We start from the raw sequence: 16,528 nt of genomic DNA, 5'->3' as shown, positions 1-16,528 counted from the left end.
AAACACTGCGACCGCAGCGCACACACTTCCTATCCCGCTTATTTTAACTAAAATCCGGTTTTCCAAGTGTTACCTGCTTGAATATCACCATGAATGCGGGAATACTTTCTCTCATTGAATGATTTCTATCACCGCGTGAAAGAAAAGATTTGTCCACTAACACTCGACGGGAACGACTTCGTGACCACGTCCGCACCCAAGGGTTTGCGGCGTTGGGCGAATTGACGTCGATGCTCGGGGTCAGTGAGTCGACGGTCCGCCGCGATTTGGAAACTCTCGAAGATGCTGGTGAGGCGCGTCGGACGCACGGCGGTGTGTATTGGACGGGGCAATCGGAAACGATTACCACCTTCCGCGACCATCGCGACGACGGCTGGCCCCGCAAGCAGGCGATCGGCCGCGCGGCCGCTGAGTTGATTGACGACGGCGACACCATTCTGCTCGACGGTGGCAGCACGGTGTACGAATTAGCACGATTGATCGTCCATCGACCGCTGCAGGTGGTGACGAACTCATTGCCCGTCGCGCATTTGCTGTCCACCAGTGACTCGATCGATCTGATCATGATCGGTGGCTGTGTGCGTCGCCGGACTTCGGTGACGATCGGTCCGATGGCCGACGCGATGCTGGCAGACATCAATGTGGCCAAGACGTTCCTGTCGGTCGCAGGGGTGACTGAACGCGGATTTTTCAACAGCGACATGATGTTGGTCGAGAGCGAACGGGCCATGTTGGCGGCAGCCGATCAGACGATCGTGTTGGCTGACAGCAGTAAGTTCGGCAAGGTCAGCTTGTCCCAAATATGCGGATTGGATGATGTGGGCAGGGTGGTTACCGACAGCGAATTGGATAATCGCTGGATCAAAGTATTTGATTCCTGCCTCGCCGAACTAGTGTTAGCTCCAGCGAACGCGAACGAAACAAAAGAGACAACTGCGGCGCGGTCATCATCCGCCTGCCCGCCGCTGGCACCGCAATCCCCATCTATCCCCTCTAACCAAGCCGGTTCGGCCAACTCCTTATGAGCATGACAGTCGATCGAACGCAGATCGAAGCGCTCGTCCGCAGCGCTATTCGCCAAGCCCAGTCGCACGGTGCGCCCGCGCCCAATAACGCTGGACCGATTCCAACCGGTTCGCCACTGGGATGGGTTGATGGCAAACCGAATCTTCGCGTCAGCATTTCCGCACGGCACTGCCACCTAACGGATGAACACGTTGAGATTCTGTTCGGCCGCGGCAGTGTGCTGGAGCCTGACAAGGATCTCTATCAAGACGGATTTTATGCGGCCAAGCAGACGGTGATGGTCATCGGTCCACGGCGTCGGATGTTGCCGAACGTCCGTGTGCTTGGGCCAACACGTCCCTTCAGTCAGCTCGAGCTGGCGTTTACCGATTCGATTTCGCTGGGCATTGACGCTCCCGTGCGTCACAGCGGCAAGATCGAAGGCACACCGGGTTGTGTCTTGGTCGGTCCGAAGGGTTCGGTGCAACTCGATCACGGCGTGATCCGCGCAGCGCGTCACGTCCACATGAACGATCACGATGCGGCGCACTTCGGTGTCGCCAACGGTGACATGATGCAGCTCGTCATCAAGAGCAACGACTGCGGCGTGACGTTCGACGATGTTCTTGTGCGTGCTGACAAGGCCGCCAAGCTCGAAGTTCACATTGATACCGACGAAGGCAATGCATGCAATCTGGACGCGGCCAGCGAGGTATACCTCCAACCGATGCCCCAACCATGTGCCTGCGGGCATTGAAAACGCGGTTAGCGACTCGTTCGCTAACTCTTCCAACTCTCACTCTCCCAACTCCCACTCTCTCTAACAGGGTTTGATTCGATGGCAAAAATTAAAGAAGCGCTCGGCATGATCGAGACCAAAGGGTTCGTTGCCCTGGTCGAAGCGTCCGACGCGATGATGAAGGCTGCCAATGTGCAGTTCCTCGGCTGGGACAAAGTCGGCGCGGGTCTCGCCGCCGTCTTCGTCACCGGCGACGTGGCTGCAGTCAAAGCGGCGACCGATGCAGGTGCCGCAGCAGCGGGCCGGATCGGCGAAGTGGTCAGTGTGCAGGTCATTCCGCGACCTCACGGCGACCTCGAAAAGGTCATGAAGCTCCCCGCTGCCCCGGCCGCGAAGAAGTAGGTTTGGGCGTCTCTCGACCCCCTGAACTCACATTCCACTCTGAATCCTGAACCCTCATACACTGAACTCTCAACTATGAACGATGCAATCGGTTTGATCGAAACCAAAGGTCTGCTTCCCCTCATTGAAGCGACCGACGCGATGGCCAAGGCGGCCAACGTGCAAATTGTCAAGCGTGTCGACCTCGGTGGCGGGCTAGTCACGAGCGTCGTCAGCGGCGACGTCGGCAGCGTTCGCGCAGCCGTCGAAGCAGGTGCTGCTGCGGCCGCACAGGCCGGCGAACTCGTCAGCAGCCACATCATCGCACGTCCTGCTGACGGCCTGATGGACGCTTACTTCAGCTGAACCTATCGCGGCCCGACCTCTGTCTCTCAAGGAAGATTTCCCATGCTCATCCTCGTTGCGAATCTGGGTTCGACCAGTTTCAAATACAAACTGCTCGACGTCAGTGGTGATTTGAATTCGCCTGATGTTTGTCCCGATGCACGCGTGCTCGCACGCGGCGCGGTCGAACGGATCGGCGACGCCTCGACGAGTCGTTGCGAGGTCACCATCGGTGACTATCACAACGTGTCGGAGATGCCGGTTCCCGACCATGGCATCGCCGTGCAGGCTTGCCTGGATCAGTTGACGGATCCGCAGCATGGTTGCGTGAGCGACGCATCGGAGGTTGCCGCCATCGGTTTCAAAGCGGTTCATGGTGGACGCAAGAGCGGTACGTTCTTGGTCGATAATGACTTGCTCGCCGCGATGGCGGAGATGAATGCGGCTGCACCGGCGCATAATCCGCCCTACATCGCAGCGATGAAATTGTTGCGAGACCGGTTCCCCGAACTGCCTTTGGTCGCCGCTTTTGAAACAGAGTTCCACGACACCATTCCCGAGGCCCGTCGCTTGTACGCGATACCGCCGGGATGGCGTGAGGACTACCAGGTTCAAAAGTGGGGATTTCATGGCGCCAGCCATCGCTTTATCGCGGAACGGGCTGCCAAATTGCTTGGCCGCAACGACGCGCGCATCATCTCCTGTCACCTCGGTGGCAGCAGTTCTTTGACCGCCATCCAAAACGGTCAGAGTGTGATGACAACGATGGGCATGACTCCTCAGACGGGTCTCCCTCAAAACAACCGGGTCGGTGACTTCGATCCGTTCGCCTTGCCACTGTTGATCGAACGCACCGGCAAATCACTCGAGGAGTTGTTGACGCTCTTGGCTAGCGAAGGAGGCCTTAAGGGTCTCAGCGGCCGTGGCAGTGACCTCCGTGATATCGAAGCGGGGGCGGCCGAGGGTGACGCCAAGTCTCAACTGGCGTTGTCCGTGTTTGTCGAAGAAATCCGTCGGCACCTGGGTGGCATGATGGTCGCTATGGGCGGTCTTGATGCAATCGTGTTCACGGGCGGAATCGGCGAAAACTCGGAAGTTGTCCGCGAAGCCGTTTGCAAGAACCTAGAGTTCTTTGGCATCGAACTGGATAGCTCACGCAACCAGAACCACCGCGAGCATGCCAAGCAAAGCGGGGGCGAAGATCGTCTGAGCAGTGACTCCAGCCGAGTCCAGATTTGGGTCATCCCCACCAACGAAGAATGGATCGTCGCCAAGCGAGCCAAACTAGCGATCGGCCACTAGCGACTAGCTCCGAACCCACTCTCCTCCTCTCCCACTGTCCCACTCACATATGTTCCTAGCCCGCGTTACCGGATCGATCGTCGCGACACAAAAGGTGGCGTCGATGAAAGGTCACAAATTGCTGATCGTCGAGCCGTACCGGCTCGATGCGGACACGCGTGCGTCGCTGGTCACGACCGGCCGAACCTTCATCACGGTCGACACGCTCGGGTCTGGCGAAGGGGATCTCGTCTTGGTTTGCCAAGGCAGTTCGGCGCGTCTGACGCCAGAAACCAAAACACTTCCCATCGACGCGGTCATTATTGGCATTGTCGACAGCGTTCACATCGAAAAAAAATCTGTCTTTGACAGAACAAAGGAAGCATAAATATCATGCAATTTGACGAAACCCTGATCCGCAATGTCGTCTCCGCGGTACTCGCCGAGGTCGGTCCGATGCCCACCGGAGCTTCCGAACCACTGAGCCGCAACGTACCGCCTGGTGCCGGACACAATGGCATTTTCACCGATGTCAACGAAGCCGTTGCCGCTGCGAAGTCTGCTCATGAACAGCTGCGTCAACGCACGATGGCGGAGCGAAAGCAAGTCATCGATATCATTCGGCGGATCAGCATTGATCAGTGCGAAGAGCTCGGCTTGATGGAAATGCGGGAAACAGGCATCGGTCGGCCTGAGCATAAAATTGAGAAGCTGCGTACGCTCGGCGAACTGTCGCCGGGCACCGAGTTTCTCGAGACGAAGGCATTCAGCGGCGATCATGGACTCGCGGTGATCGAACGCGCTCCCTTTGGCGTGATTGCCGCGATCACTCCCGTCACCCATAGCTTGCCCACGATCACCGGCAACGCCGTCAGCATGATCGCGGGTGGCAACGCGGTCGTCGTGAACCCTCACCCCTCGGGCAAAAAGGTTGCTGCCGAAGGCGTGCGTCGTTTCAACGAGGCGATCGCGGCCGAAGTCGGCATCGACAATCTGATCTGCGTGATTGCCGAACCGACCCTGGAAACCGCCGACGCCCTCTTCGCTCACCGTGACATCGCTTTGATCTGCGTGACGGGCGGACCTGCGGTCGGACGGGCTGCACTTCGCAGCGGCAAGCGTGCGATTGTTGCCGGGCCAGGCAACCCGCCGGTTGTCGTCGATGAAACAGCCGACCTCGACAACGCTGCTCGCTGTATTATTCAAGGTGCCTCGTATGACAACAATCTGCTGTGCATCTCCGAAAAAGAAGTCTTTGTTGTTGAGAGCGTCTTCGATGAGATGATGGCGGCGATGCGACGGGCGGGAGCGATGCAGCTCGATGGCGCACAGATCGCCAAGCTCACCTCTCAAGCGATCACCAAAGTCGGCGACGATCAACACGACGCGGCAGCCAAAGAATTCATCGGCCAAGACGCCAGTGTGCTGGCACGTGCTGCGGGAGCCAATCCACCGGCCGGTTGCGAACTCGTCTTTGGCGAGACCGACGAACACCACCCGTTCGTCACCGTCGAGCAAATGATGCCCTTCGTGCCGTTCGTGCGAGCTCGAGATGTTGAGCACGCCATCGCGATGGCGAAGCACTATGAACATGGATTCCGGCACACCGCAATCATCCATTCGCGCAACGTTCGCAACATGACGAAAATGGGCCGTGAGCTCGACACAACGCTGTACGTTAAGAACGGACCGTGCATGGCGAGTCTCGGTTTGGGTGGCGAAGGATATCTTTCGTTCTCGATCGCCGGGCCCACAGGTGAAGGCGTGACCAGCCCGAATACATTCACGCGGGAACGCCGCTGCAGCATGGTCGACGAATTGCGGGTGGTCTAAACCCAAATGCAAACTGCCAAAGTCCTCGGCCATGCTCGGGCTACCGTCAAAGACAAATCCCTTGTTGGTCATCGGCTCGTGATCGCTCAACCGCTGCTGCTCGATGACGGCCCTGACGGGCCGCCACTGCTGATAATCGATCCGCTTGGTTGCCGGGTTGGCGACCAGGTCATGATTACCAGTGACGGGAGTGCGATGAGCGACATCACTGGCAGTGATTACTGTCCCGCTCGCTGGAGCGTGTCCGGAATCATTGATTGACGTGCCTCATTCTTGAATTCCAGTTTTCTATTTATCTCTTTCTAGGTTGCAAGCTTCCCCCGTGTCTCAAGTCGTTTCTCCCCCAGCGAACTCAGCGCTATCGGACGCCTCGGTTGATATCGAGGCGATCGTCCGTCGTGTGCTGATGCAACTGCGACAAGAACCGGCGAGCCGCGACAGGATCCCCAGCGATTCGGTGACCCCCGGCGCAGACACGGGCGGCGCAGACACTCGCGACCAGCCCTCTGCGACGACCACGCTCAAATTCGACGTGGGCGTTTGCTCGCTCGCGGAAGTCAACGCAATCGACGCGTCGATCAAGCACGTGCTCCTTTCCAGTCGTGCCGTGATCACGCCAGCGGCCCGCGACGAACTGCGGCAGCGTGGCATCGTGGTTACTCAATCGGACGCCCGTCAAGATGCAGATGGCAATCAAGCCAAACCTCAGCCCGGCACCCGCGCCATCAACCTGCAACGCGATGGTGCCGTGGCCGAGCACTTGTTTGCGGCAGTGAAGAAACAACTGCGCAGCCGTGGCGTTCGACTATGCAATCAGTCGTCACTCGAAGTCATCTTGTCGAGCCGGCCTGCGACGACGGCGCATCATCGAACCGGAACCGATCGCTGTGTCGTGTCGATCAACCGTGTCGACGACGTGCACCGGTTCATGGCCGAACTCAGTCCGAACACGTTTGTGCTGGACATCGCTCATCTGCACGTGGTGGCGATCGCGACGGCAATCGCTGCGATTGCGAAACCCGCATCGAAGGCAGTCGCTGCAAATCCCCGTATCACGATGGCGGGAGGTTTGTCATGAAGATCGCCCGCGTGCTCGGCAATGCCACGCTCAGTCGCATGCATCCCATGATGCACGCCGCGACGCTGCGATGCGTGGAAGTCGTCGAGCGGATCGAAGACCTTGATGCTGCGATGTCAGATACCCCTGTGCCAGGCAATGATTTGATCATCGCCTGGGACCTTTGTGGATGTGGCGAAGGTGACCTTGTCGCGCTCGCTGAGGGTCCCGAAGCCGCAGCACCGTTCCAACTGGACGTCAAACCGATCGACGCTTCGATCGTCGCGATTTTAGACCATATCGATATTCAATCTCCAAACTAACCTTTTGACTCTTCGCCGGTCATTTCCTTCCCAACTCCAAAAGCAACATCATGGAAAATATTCACAAGATCAAACAAGACATGTGTGACATCGGCAGCCGGATTTACAACCGGCAGTTCGCCGCCGCCAACGATGGCAACATCACCGTCCGCGTCAGCGAAAATGAAGTCTTGTGCACACCCACGTTGCATTGCAAAGGGTTCCTCAAGCCCGACGACATCTCGCTCGTTGACATGACCGGCAAGCAGCTCTCCGGACGCAAGAAACGATCCAGCGAAGCGCTCCTGCACTTGGAAATCTACAAGCAACGCGATGACATCCGCAGCGTGGTGCACTGCCATCCGCCTCACGCGACCGCGTTTGCGATCGCTCGCGAGCCGATCCCGCAGTGCATTCTGCCGGAAGTGGAAGTCTTTCTCGGTGACGTGCCGATCACCAAGTACGAAACTCCCGGCGGTCAATCCTTCGCTGACACGATCATCCCCTACGTTAACAAAACCAACGTGATGATCCTCGCCAATCACGGCACCGTCTCGTACGGCGAAACGGTCGAGCAAGCGTACTGGTGGACTGAGATTCTCGACGCCTACTGCCGGATGCTACTGCTCGCCAAACAGCTCGGCAACGTGTCCTACCTCAACGAGGAAAAATCGCGTGAGCTGCTCGATCTGAAACAGAAGTGGGGCTACGCCGATCCACGCAATACACCCGACTACAAGGACTGCGATATCTGCGCCAACGATATCTTCCGCGAGTCGTGGGCGGACACCGGTGTCGAGCGTCGCGCCTTCGCACCGCCACCACCAATCAAGTCGTCCAGTGACGCCAGCAACAATGCGAAGCCCGCGCTACCGGCAGGTGTCGACGAAGCTCAACTCATCAAAGCGATCACTGACGAAGTCATTCGCCAGATGGGACGATAGCTTCCCGTTCCGTCGCTCGGGACGTTTGTCCCGAGCGAGCAATTTGCCGAGAGCGAACCGAAACGAGACCTCAGACGGGACCATGATCCCATCCGATGGTTGATAAAAATGCTTCGCAGCGTCGCCCCCCGCGGAGTTCCACTCCAACACTCATTCAGACAAAGTGCTAGCAGTTAGCTGCTAATAGCTATTTACAAAGATTTCTAACTATGAAAATTTCAATCATTGGCGGCGGTGGACTCGTTGGCTCGTGCGCCGCATACGCATTGCAGTGTGGCGGTTTGGTTAACGAGATCGCACTACTCGATGTCAACGAAGAACTCGCCGTGGGGCACGCATTGGACCTGCGCCACGGTTCGACGAGTGTCGCCAACCAAACGTTCGCCGGCGGCGGTTACGAGCACATTCCGAGCAGCGACATCATTTGCATCACCGCAGGACTGCGGCGCAAACCGGACGAATCCCGCTTGGATTTGATCAATCGAAACACCGACTTGTTCATGCAGATCCTGCGTGACGTCAAAGCCGCTGGTCCAAAACCAACCGCGATCGTGCTCGTCGTCAGCAACCCCGTCGACATCCTCACCTACGTGGCCGCTGACAAGCTCGACCTTCCCATCGGTCAGGTCGTTGGATTGGGGACACAGCTTGATACGATTCGTTTCTGCTCGCTGATCGCAGAGCAACTGCAGGCCCCGCCAACACAGACCAAGGCGTTAATCCTCGGCGAGCATGGCGAGTCGATGGTACCGATCTGGAGCAGCGCGACCATCGCCGGACTCCCACTGGAAAAATACCCAGGATGGACGCCAGCGATGACAGGTGAGCTATTCACTCGTACACGCGGCAGTGGTGCTGAAGTGATCAAGCGCAAGGGCGGAGCAGGCTTCGCCGTCGGCATTGCGATCCGCGATTGTGTCGATGCGATCGTGCTCGATTCGCAAGCCGTGTTGCCGGTCAGTAGCGTGCAGAACGGTTGCTATGGCATCCGTGACGTCGCTCTGAGCGTCCCCACCGTGCTGGGCAGAACTGGCGTGCAGGCCACCATGGAAATTGACCTGTGGCCCAAAGAGGTACAGGGCATTCGCGCCAGTGGCTCGGCGCTGCGAAAAACGCTCGACACCGTCATGCAACGAGTCCGATAAGAGCAACATCTTTTGCTCGATAACCGCACAGCGGTGACATGCGACAGCCCGGACACTCGTCCGGGCTCGCTGCATTAGTGGCCGAACGCTCCACAGCCAGCCACTTAAAAGGATGAGGGACAGAGCTTGACATCGACGTGCTGCCCCCCCTGGCTTCGAAATCGCGAAGGAAACTGAACGCAGAGACGCGAAACTCGGGGAGCCGCAGAGATGAGCGTGGGGCAGAGGCAGTGATCGGTTTTCTCTGCGCCCTTGCGTCTCCCCGACTCTGCGTTGAATTCCTCTCGACGATACAGGGCACTGAGCCTTGTGGTCCGGCGAACTCTAGCCGGGGACTTCGACTATCGGCGTTGCTGAAGAAATTGACGCAGAGACGCGAGAGGCGGGGAGACGCAGACAAGACCGCGGGTCAGAGGCAGTGATCGGTTTTCTCTGCGTCCTTGCGTCTCCCCGACTCTGCGTTGAGTTCCTCTCGACGATACGGGGCGCTGAGCCTGGTGGTCCGGCGAACTCTAGCCGGGGACTTCGACTATCGGCGTTGCTGAAGAAACTGAACGCAGAGACGCGAGAGTCGGGGAGACGCAGAGAAGAACGCAGGTCAGAGGCAGTGTGATCGGTTTTCTCTGCGTCCTTGCGTCTCCCCGACTCTGCGTTGAATTCCTCTCGACGACAGGCGGTCCAGCCCACTATCTGAAACGGCACAGGGACGCCCCTGAGGGACACAGCACTTTGTCGTGGACTTCAACTTCGCCATCGAGCGGACAAGCAAAATTTGATACTTGCCGCAATGGAGAAGATGCTATGTCCCTCGGATCTTTTCTATGTTGCGTAAAAAAGAGCGAGCCAGTTTCACTTCATGTGTCCCTGGCGCTCGCTTTGTCGATTTCAGAATGAACCTCCAATGCATTTCTTCCATGAGACGCACTGGACTCCAAGCCTGCAAGACAACCTAAATTGTCAACCAGTTTTAAAAACTGCAAACCGTTAGAAATCGACTAAAAAAAAGGGGAGTGACGATCCGTGTCTCGAACGCAAGCGTTCGGTGGTGGCGTCCTTCTGTTACCATCTCCCGATGACTCGTGCACATCCATTGTGACGTACCATGAGCCAACGCTATCCGATGCGTTAGCTGACGACTTGGAGCTCAGCGACTCGATGCCCAAAGGGAATATCGCTGCGAAGAAATTGCTGCGTGAGGGTGAAACGAAGTCTTTCGAGGTGAGTGAACCATGCACTGTGTGTTGTTTACTCGATCAAAATGCATCGTCGACACTCCGTTGGGAATAGCGTGGGAATCGCAAGATAAGTGCAGGCAGAAGATGCCGATCGGTGCGACCGACTTCCTCGTTGGCGTTTGCAAAACCCGTTTGGTGAAGCCCTCAAGAATTTGTCGTTAGCCGCCGGAAAAGTCAACAACAAAGTGGGGTGATGTTCCATAGATTTTTAGAAAGAGTGCGTTTGAGTGTGAAAAATACGGTATGTTTGGGATAAGATTTTTTTGTGCAAAACTCGTCTGAAAGTGATCTGGGGCGATCCTCCCGCCAGCCCTGCGCGCCATGAATGAAGTCCCCTCTACGAATGCCAATCTGCTTCCGAAAGATACCGCTGCCGCTGTTCCGAGTGAGTGCTGGTTCACGGCGGAATATGTCGAGAAAATGCAGCGTTTTCTTGGTCCAAACGCGTGTCGTCGGCTGGCGATTTTCGCTTTGCCTGAAGGCTTTGTGCTCAGCGTGATCGTGCCGGTTTACAATGAATGCGCGACGGTGGGCGATGTGCTCCAACGTCTTCGTCGCACGGGTTTACCGCTGCAAATCATTCTTGTCGACGACGGTTCGAACGATGGCTCCTCGGACCTCCTCGTGTCCTGCAGCGACGCCAGTGACGTGCTGCTGATTTGTCATCCACAGAATCGTGGCAAGGGCGCTGCGATCCGCAGCGGGATAGCCGCGGCGACGGGTGACGTGATCGTGATCCAAGATGCGGATAGCGAGTACGATCCCGATGACATTCGCGGGCTGCTACAACCACTCATCGAAAATTCTGCCGACGTCGTTTACGGAACGCGTTACGGGCACAGTGATCGCCAAGTCTCACCATGGTGGCACCAGGCCGTCAATGGATTCATCACACTACTGGCGAGTATCGCGATTGGTCCCCGACTCAGCGACGTCGAGACATGCTATAAAATGTCATCGCGTGAAGCGTTCCAAGCGATCTTGCCCGACTTGAAAGAGGATCGCTTTGGCATCGAAATCGAATTGACAGCGCGTTGGGCCCGGCGCGGACTCCGCTTCGCCGAACGCTCCATTCGGTATCAACATCGATGGTACGATGAAGGCAAGAAGATCACTTGGAAGGACGGCATATCGGCCCTCTACTGCATCGCAAAATATGGACTGTTTCGTCGCTGAGAACTGAACGCAAAACAATGCTAATTTTTCGCCCCGCAAACGCTGCGTGGGCAGTTGCGCTAGCCGCACAAAAGCGGACATGAAGAACCGCTCGACTACAAAGCCAGAACTCCATCGGGCCGGAGTGCGAAGCGTTGCGGCCCCAAATGTTTTCCAACGCTTCGTCCATCAACCCAAGAGCTCTCGTTGTGCTGGCTCGCATACGGCTCGCCTGTCCATCGCGCCGACATTACAGCAACTTTGCTGATTATGCACGCCGTCCATTTCGGGTATAACCACGCCAAAACCCTTTGTCGGCATACTGACGCCGCTCCATTTGCGATTTACATCTCGGATTTTCATGTCGCTCCAAGTCGTTTCCCAAACCGTGACAGAGGCTTCCTGCGGCCGTGCCGATGCACTCGTGCGGGAACTCTGCGAGACGTCGCACAGCCAATCGCGAGGTATGTTTGATCGCGGCTGCGTGACCCTCAACGGGCAAGCATGCGTCGATCCCGGCACGCAGCTTGAGCCGGGCGACTTGATTTCGGTTTCCTACGATCCCACGCAGCGATACCGTGAAAAGAAAATCAAACGCTGGGACGATCGCACCTTCACCATTACCTACGAAGACGAACATCTGATTGTCGTCGACAAGGCCGCTGGGACGCTCACCGTGCCAACGGATCGTGGTGATCCCAACACACTCGTCGAGCGAGTTTCGATCTACCTCAGCCATTCACGCACCGAACGGGAAGCGTGCTTAGTTCACCGGCTGGACCGGGAGGTCAGCGGTCTGCTGATTTTTGGCAAGCACGCGCCGATCGCCCAGCTACTGATTGAGCAGTTCAAGCTGCAGAAACCACGCCGCATCTACAACGCGATCGTGGCGGGAAAACTGCCGGAACAGGAAGGCACTTTTTGCGATCACTTGGCGACAGGCAATAACCTCGACCGCTACGTCACGACTCCGTTCAAGGATTCCGAAGAGGCGATTACCCACTATCGTGTTCTGCAGGACCTGGGCGATACAACGCTGGTCGAGGTGATGTTGCAAACGGGCAAGCGAAATCAAATCCGAGTGCAGTTTGCCCATGCCCTGCATCCGGTGCTGGGCGATTTGCATTACCGACCTGACCTGTCGCAACACCAACGCTGGATTCGCAGACGGATTGCCCTGCACGCCAGCTCACTGACCTTCGTGCATCCCGTCACCGGCGAAGAGCTGAAATTGGACTCCCCCTTGCCTGCAGCGATGGCAAAGTTCATCAAGGGCAGCCCCAAGCCGTAGGGATGTTACCCGGCTCGATCAAGGGCACTGCGTTCGGACACAAGGCTTTCGACGATCCCCCGCGAAGCACCCTAGCAATCAGGGTACCCTCGATCAGGCAATCGCATCCTAGCGATGAAGCAACGCTGCCTGGCATACTTTTGCCGGGCATTCTCTTGTAGCCACCGCTGTCAGGCGATGGGCAATCGCCGCCAACGTCGACGCTCGGTCGAGCGTCGCTGCTAATCTGCCGCCCGATACGCAGGGCTCGCACCCCAGTCGATGGGCGGAGTCGCCTCCTGTGGAAGAGGCCCTACGATTCGGGATCCCCGGAACGGCGATCCGCTCAGACGGGTTTGCGGAGGTCGAGCCATTCGCTGTGGAACGCCCCGTCGCGGTCGACGCGTTGGTAGGTGTGGGCGCCGAAGTAGTCCCGCTGAGCCTGCAAGAGGTTGGCCGGCAGTCTTTCCAGACGATAGCCGTCGTAGTAGTTCAGTGCTGCACTGAAGGCGGGGACGGGGATGCCGAGCAGCGAAGCGGCTGAAACGACTGCTCGCCATCCGGCCTGAGCGTTCTCAATAGCCTCTTCAAAGAACGGGTAGAGCATCAGGTTTTCAATATCGGGCTGTTCGCCAAATGCTTCCTTGATGCGATCAAGGAATTTAGCCCGAATGATACATCCGCCACGCCACAGCAGAGCGCATTGACCATAGTCGAGCCCCCAGTCGTGTTCCCGCGAAGCGGCTTGCAGCTGCACAAAGCCTTGGGCGTAGCTGACGATCTTCGACGCGTACAAAGCATTTTCAACCGCATCGATAAACGTCTGCTTGTCGCCAACCAGGTTCTTAGCGAGCGCCGACATCTCCGGGTTCTGTGACGCCGAGGGGCCATTGAGCTTCTTGCTGGCGCGAACGCGAGCGTCTTTCTGTGCGGATAAGCCACGTGCGAATACGGCCGTCGTTACCAGCGTGCTGGGGACACCGAGGTCAAGAGCCAGTTGGCTCATCCATTTGCCGGTTCCCTTGGCGCCGGCCACGTCGAGAATTTGATCGACGAGATAGCCGTCACCGCCTTGATCGTCCTTGGCGCTGAAGATGTCTCGCGTGATCTCGATCAGGTAGCTCTGCAGCTCGCCTTCGTTCCACTTGGCAAACACATCGTAGAGCTCGTCATTGGACAAGCCGCCGAGTTCGTGCAGCAATTGATAGGCTTCGCAGATCAGCTGCATATCGCCGTATTCGATGCCGTTATGGACCATTTTGACATAGTGACCGGCACCGCGAGGACCGACCCACTCGCAGCAGGGAATGTCTTCGTTGGGACCGACCTTCGCCGCGATTGCCTGGAACATGTCTTTGATTTCAGGCCAGGCTGCCTTGGTGCCGCCCGGCATCAGGCTCGGCCCCTTCAGTGCGCCCTCTTCGCCGCCTGAAACGCCCGTACCCACATACAGCATCCCAGCCGCTTCGACGCGTTTCGTACGCTCTTCGGTATCGGTGTAATAGGTATTGCCACCGTCGATGATAATGTCGCCTTCATCACACAGCGGGATCAGTTGATCGATGATCGCGTCGACGGCAGGCCCCGCTTTGACGAGCATCATCAATTTTCGCGGACGGGCGACTGCGGCAACGAAATCTTTCAAGTTATGGGCACCGACAAAGTTCTTGCCCTTCGCTCGACCGGCCAACAACTCGTCGACTTTGCTGGTCGTTCGATTGTAAACGGCCACCTTGTAGCCGCGGCTCTCCACGTTAAGGGCCAAGTTCTCGCCCATCACAGCCAAACCGATCAGGCCAAAGTCACAATCACCACTCATATCTCGCATCCACTAGGTGTAGGTTGTCAAAACGTATTCGATCCATATGCAGGCGGGATTCTAAGTGGTTCAGTGGCGTTCGTGAAGGCGTACGCCATTGTCGACGAGCAGCTCCGCCCGTCGGGAGTATCGACGGGGAGCATCCGCTCAGGCGGGCGGAGACGAATGGCTGGGAGGACCCGCAGCACGTCCCGTCAAGAGCGGGGCGATCACATCAGTGGTCAGTAGGCCGGCAACGATTGACACGGTCGTCAGCATCATCGTTGACGCGATCCGGAGACCACCGGGGACATCGTTGTGCATGAGGATCGCCGACAGCCCGAAGAACCCCAGACTGCCAGGTACAAGCAAGATCAATGCCGGCATGAGCGTGATCGCAGGGGGGATGTGCCGCCAGCGAGAAATCAGGTGACTGCAGACGCCCGCGATGACTGCGGCTGCCCACACGGCCGCAAACGGTTGCAGCCACACACCCGCCAGGCGGAGCGAACCGTATCCCATGAGCGCGGAGGTCAGTACCCATGCGATGTCTCGGTAGCGCGCCTGAAACAGAACGGCCAGCGACAATCCAAGCGGTAAAATGGAAGCCATTGAAATCATGGTCGCCGGCGCCTGAGCGGGCGTGGATGCCGGGATCGCCATCAGCGAATGAATCAGTGCGTGCCCCATGTAGACCCCGAAAACGAGCGTCAAGAGCGACGTCATCGCTCCGGCAAATCTCGCTGAACCGGAGGCCAGGTTCTGCGTGGCCAGCTCGTTGATGCTGATCGTCAGCTGAAGCCCGGGGACCAGCACGATCAGCGAGGCGAGCGTTGTCAACTCCACGCTGCCACTTGAGAAGCGGGTCTGCACGAGGCTGGCGATGATGCAGGCGGCGAAAGCGGCGATGATGTTGATCAGGTGAGCCGGATACTTGTGCTGGCTCAAACCGATTAACAGTCCGCCGGTGAGCAATCCAATCATGCCCGCAGACGCAACGACCGTGAGCGTGCCACCGACGAGCACGCCGAAGCAGGCCGCCGCAGCACCATAGGCGAGTAGCTGGAGCGGTTGGCTGTAGGCGTTCGTTGTCGATTCCAGCGTCTGGATTCGCTCCCAGGCCTGAGCTGCAGTAAGACCTTCCAATTCGATCGCTCGCTGCGTCGCATAGAGTCCGGCATATCGCCCGAGGTTGGTGTCGCAGGGATAGACGCGAAGCAAGCGGGTCCGGCCCTCTTCATGGTCAAACGTGATGAAGAGGGATGTGGGGGTCGAGAAAAAGGTGGCGGGCCGATTTAGGAACGTGGCAACGTCCTCCATTCGCTGATCCAGCTCGTAAGCGGGCGATCCGCTCGCGTGCAGATAACGGGCGAGTTCAGTGATCACCCGCTCCGCGGAAACCCCTGATGGCTCGCTGGTGTTCGTGGGCGGGGATTCATCCGCCGAACTGGTATGTACCGCCCTTGTCATCTCAGCAGTCGCTCGCCGCTAAAGACTCGCGAGTTTTCTCTAGCAATCCGACCAGCAGTTTGAGCTCTGCAGCCGTGAGTTTTTTCAGTAAACTCTTCTCGAGAGTCAGCAGCGAGGGCGTGATGGATTCTGAAAGCTTTCGCCCCTTGTTCGTGATCGACACATAAACCACGCGGCGATCCGCCATGCAGCGCCGCCGCTCGACCAACGCATGCTTCTCCAGGTGATCCACGAGCGACGTGATCGCCGGCACAATCTGGATCATACGGTCACCAATTTCGCCACAGGTCAATGGGCGGTCAGCCATCGCCAGACTTCGCAGGACATTGAATCGCGACAAGCTCAGATCGTGCTCGCGGAGCAGTCTCGCCAGCCGGTTCTCAATTTGGTCGCCGGCGCGCAGCAGATTGAGCAACGCTTCCTGTTGGATTGACGCGTAGGGAATCGGACGCTTGAGTTCGTCTTGCAGCTTCATAATCGATATCATACCGATCTGTTATTGACCGACAAGTATTTGATGGATAAAATAATTATCGCGAGAATAGCTATCTTGGATTTTACCGATTAA

The 16,528-nt window shown here is 57.6% G+C and carries 18 protein-coding genes; 15 read left to right on the top strand and 3 right to left on the bottom strand.

What is annotated here, in order from left to right:
- Positions 1-149 precede the first annotated feature (149 nt).
- The 15 genes from SH410x_RS09360 to SH410x_RS09290 all read left to right on the top strand — a co-directional run bounded on the left by SH410x_RS09360 (position 150) and on the right by SH410x_RS09290 (position 12,713).
- Positions 150-1,025, top strand: a complete 876-nt coding sequence (locus SH410x_RS09360; RefSeq protein WP_473676244.1) for a DeoR/GlpR family DNA-binding transcription regulator — start codon at positions 150-152, stop codon at positions 1,023-1,025.
- Positions 1,022-1,762 (top strand): phosphate propanoyltransferase, encoded by a 741-nt coding sequence (pduL, locus tag SH410x_RS09355; RefSeq protein WP_473676243.1) that lies wholly within the window; start codon positions 1,022-1,024, stop codon positions 1,760-1,762. Before SH410x_RS09360 ends, pduL begins: the two co-directional genes overlap by 4 nt.
- Before the next feature lie 81 nt (positions 1,763-1,843).
- A complete protein-coding gene (locus SH410x_RS09350; RefSeq protein ID WP_473676242.1) occupies positions 1,844-2,146 on the top strand; it encodes a BMC domain-containing protein in 303 nt (100 codons plus the stop codon).
- A gap of 75 nt (positions 2,147-2,221) precedes the next feature.
- Positions 2,222-2,491 (top strand): BMC domain-containing protein, encoded by a 270-nt coding sequence (locus SH410x_RS09345; RefSeq protein WP_473676241.1) that lies wholly within the window; start codon positions 2,222-2,224, stop codon positions 2,489-2,491.
- Between the two features lie 42 nt (positions 2,492-2,533).
- Positions 2,534-3,772 carry an acetate/propionate family kinase gene (locus SH410x_RS09340; protein ID WP_473676240.1) on the top strand — a complete coding sequence of 413 codons (1,239 nt, stop codon included), beginning with the start codon at positions 2,534-2,536 and terminating at the stop codon, positions 3,770-3,772.
- Between the two features lie 49 nt (positions 3,773-3,821).
- Complete coding sequence (locus SH410x_RS09335) at positions 3,822-4,139, top strand: EutN/CcmL family microcompartment protein (RefSeq protein WP_473676239.1); 318 nt, start codon at positions 3,822-3,824, stop codon at positions 4,137-4,139.
- A 5-nt stretch (positions 4,140-4,144) separates the two neighbouring features.
- Positions 4,145-5,584, top strand: coding sequence for an aldehyde dehydrogenase family protein (locus SH410x_RS09330; RefSeq protein ID WP_473676238.1), 1,440 nt, complete (start codon positions 4,145-4,147; stop codon positions 5,582-5,584).
- Positions 5,585-5,590: 6 nt separating this feature from the next.
- Entirely contained in the window at positions 5,591-5,845 is a 255-nt protein-coding gene (locus SH410x_RS09325; RefSeq protein WP_473676237.1) for a EutN/CcmL family microcompartment protein, read from the top strand.
- A gap of 46 nt (positions 5,846-5,891) precedes the next feature.
- A complete protein-coding gene (locus tag SH410x_RS09320; protein WP_473676236.1) occupies positions 5,892-6,662 on the top strand; it encodes a hypothetical protein in 771 nt (256 codons plus the stop codon).
- The gene (locus tag SH410x_RS09315; protein WP_473676235.1) at positions 6,659-6,964 is read left to right on the top strand and encodes a EutN/CcmL family microcompartment protein; all 306 of its coding nucleotides are present in this window, start codon (positions 6,659-6,661) and stop codon (positions 6,962-6,964) included. Before SH410x_RS09320 ends, SH410x_RS09315 begins: the two co-directional genes overlap by 4 nt.
- Before the next feature lie 50 nt (positions 6,965-7,014).
- Entirely contained in the window at positions 7,015-7,887 is an 873-nt protein-coding gene (locus SH410x_RS09310; RefSeq protein ID WP_473676234.1) for a class II aldolase/adducin family protein, read from the top strand.
- Between the two features lie 209 nt (positions 7,888-8,096).
- Positions 8,097-9,032, top strand: coding sequence for a lactate/malate dehydrogenase family protein (locus SH410x_RS09305; protein ID WP_473676233.1), 936 nt, complete (start codon positions 8,097-8,099; stop codon positions 9,030-9,032).
- 1,020 nt (positions 9,033-10,052) lie between these two features.
- On the top strand, positions 10,053-10,319 hold the full coding sequence (locus SH410x_RS09300; RefSeq protein ID WP_473676232.1) for a hypothetical protein: 267 nt from the start codon (positions 10,053-10,055) through the stop codon (positions 10,317-10,319).
- A 269-nt stretch (positions 10,320-10,588) separates the two neighbouring features.
- On the top strand, positions 10,589-11,443 hold the full coding sequence (locus SH410x_RS09295) for a glycosyltransferase family 2 protein (RefSeq protein ID WP_473676231.1): 855 nt from the start codon (positions 10,589-10,591) through the stop codon (positions 11,441-11,443).
- 340 nt (positions 11,444-11,783) lie between these two features.
- Positions 11,784-12,713 carry an RluA family pseudouridine synthase gene (locus SH410x_RS09290; protein ID WP_473676230.1) on the top strand — a complete coding sequence of 310 codons (930 nt, stop codon included), beginning with the start codon at positions 11,784-11,786 and terminating at the stop codon, positions 12,711-12,713.
- A 325-nt stretch (positions 12,714-13,038) separates the two neighbouring features.
- Here the strand turns inward: SH410x_RS09290 and gnd are convergent, their stop codons facing one another.
- The 3 genes from gnd to SH410x_RS09275 all read right to left on the bottom strand — a co-directional run bounded on the left by gnd (position 13,039) and on the right by SH410x_RS09275 (position 16,447).
- Positions 13,039-14,511: a decarboxylating NADP(+)-dependent phosphogluconate dehydrogenase gene (gene gnd / locus SH410x_RS09285; protein ID WP_473676229.1), complete on the bottom strand. Its 1,473-nt coding sequence runs from the start codon at positions 14,509-14,511 to the stop codon at positions 13,039-13,041.
- A 147-nt stretch (positions 14,512-14,658) separates the two neighbouring features.
- Positions 14,659-15,960 carry a threonine/serine exporter family protein gene (locus SH410x_RS09280; RefSeq protein WP_473676228.1) on the bottom strand — a complete coding sequence of 434 codons (1,302 nt, stop codon included), beginning with the start codon at positions 15,958-15,960 and terminating at the stop codon, positions 14,659-14,661.
- A gap of 1 nt (position 15,961) precedes the next feature.
- Positions 15,962-16,447 carry a MarR family winged helix-turn-helix transcriptional regulator gene (locus SH410x_RS09275; RefSeq protein WP_473676227.1) on the bottom strand — a complete coding sequence of 162 codons (486 nt, stop codon included), beginning with the start codon at positions 16,445-16,447 and terminating at the stop codon, positions 15,962-15,964.
- Between the last annotated feature and the right edge of the window lie 81 nt (positions 16,448-16,528).

The sequence above is a fragment of the Rhodopirellula sp. SH410 genome (assembly GCF_055811895.1).
Note: the sequence above shows the minus strand (reverse complement) of the source record. Positions and strands in the feature narration are given on the sequence as shown.

What these genes read in the sequence shown, in the direction of transcription:
- SH410x_RS09330 (WP_473676238.1), top strand. Translation starts at nt 4,145, where the DNA reads ATGCAATTTGACGAAACCCTGATCCGCAATGTCGTCTCCGCGGTACTC.
- SH410x_RS09335 (WP_473676239.1), top strand. Translation starts at nt 3,822, where the DNA reads ATGTTCCTAGCCCGCGTTACCGGATCGATCGTCGCGACACAAAAGGTG.
- SH410x_RS09315 (WP_473676235.1), top strand. Translation starts at nt 6,659, where the DNA reads ATGAAGATCGCCCGCGTGCTCGGCAATGCCACGCTCAGTCGCATGCAT.
- gnd (WP_473676229.1), bottom strand. Translation starts at nt 14,511, where the DNA reads ATGAGTGGTGATTGTGACTTTGGCCTGATCGGTTTGGCTGTGATGGGC.
- SH410x_RS09310 (WP_473676234.1), top strand. Translation starts at nt 7,015, where the DNA reads ATGGAAAATATTCACAAGATCAAACAAGACATGTGTGACATCGGCAGC.
- SH410x_RS09345 (WP_473676241.1), top strand. Translation starts at nt 2,222, where the DNA reads ATGAACGATGCAATCGGTTTGATCGAAACCAAAGGTCTGCTTCCCCTC.
- SH410x_RS09275 (WP_473676227.1), bottom strand. Translation starts at nt 16,447, where the DNA reads ATGATATCGATTATGAAGCTGCAAGACGAACTCAAGCGTCCGATTCCC.
- SH410x_RS09305 (WP_473676233.1), top strand. Translation starts at nt 8,097, where the DNA reads ATGAAAATTTCAATCATTGGCGGCGGTGGACTCGTTGGCTCGTGCGCC.
- SH410x_RS09280 (WP_473676228.1), bottom strand. Translation starts at nt 15,960, where the DNA reads ATGACAAGGGCGGTACATACCAGTTCGGCGGATGAATCCCCGCCCACG.
- pduL (WP_473676243.1), top strand. Translation starts at nt 1,022, where the DNA reads ATGAGCATGACAGTCGATCGAACGCAGATCGAAGCGCTCGTCCGCAGC.
- SH410x_RS09350 (WP_473676242.1), top strand. Translation starts at nt 1,844, where the DNA reads ATGGCAAAAATTAAAGAAGCGCTCGGCATGATCGAGACCAAAGGGTTC.
- SH410x_RS09340 (WP_473676240.1), top strand. Translation starts at nt 2,534, where the DNA reads ATGCTCATCCTCGTTGCGAATCTGGGTTCGACCAGTTTCAAATACAAA.
- SH410x_RS09295 (WP_473676231.1), top strand. Translation starts at nt 10,589, where the DNA reads ATGAATGAAGTCCCCTCTACGAATGCCAATCTGCTTCCGAAAGATACC.
- SH410x_RS09325 (WP_473676237.1), top strand. Translation starts at nt 5,591, where the DNA reads ATGCAAACTGCCAAAGTCCTCGGCCATGCTCGGGCTACCGTCAAAGAC.
- SH410x_RS09290 (WP_473676230.1), top strand. Translation starts at nt 11,784, where the DNA reads ATGTCGCTCCAAGTCGTTTCCCAAACCGTGACAGAGGCTTCCTGCGGC.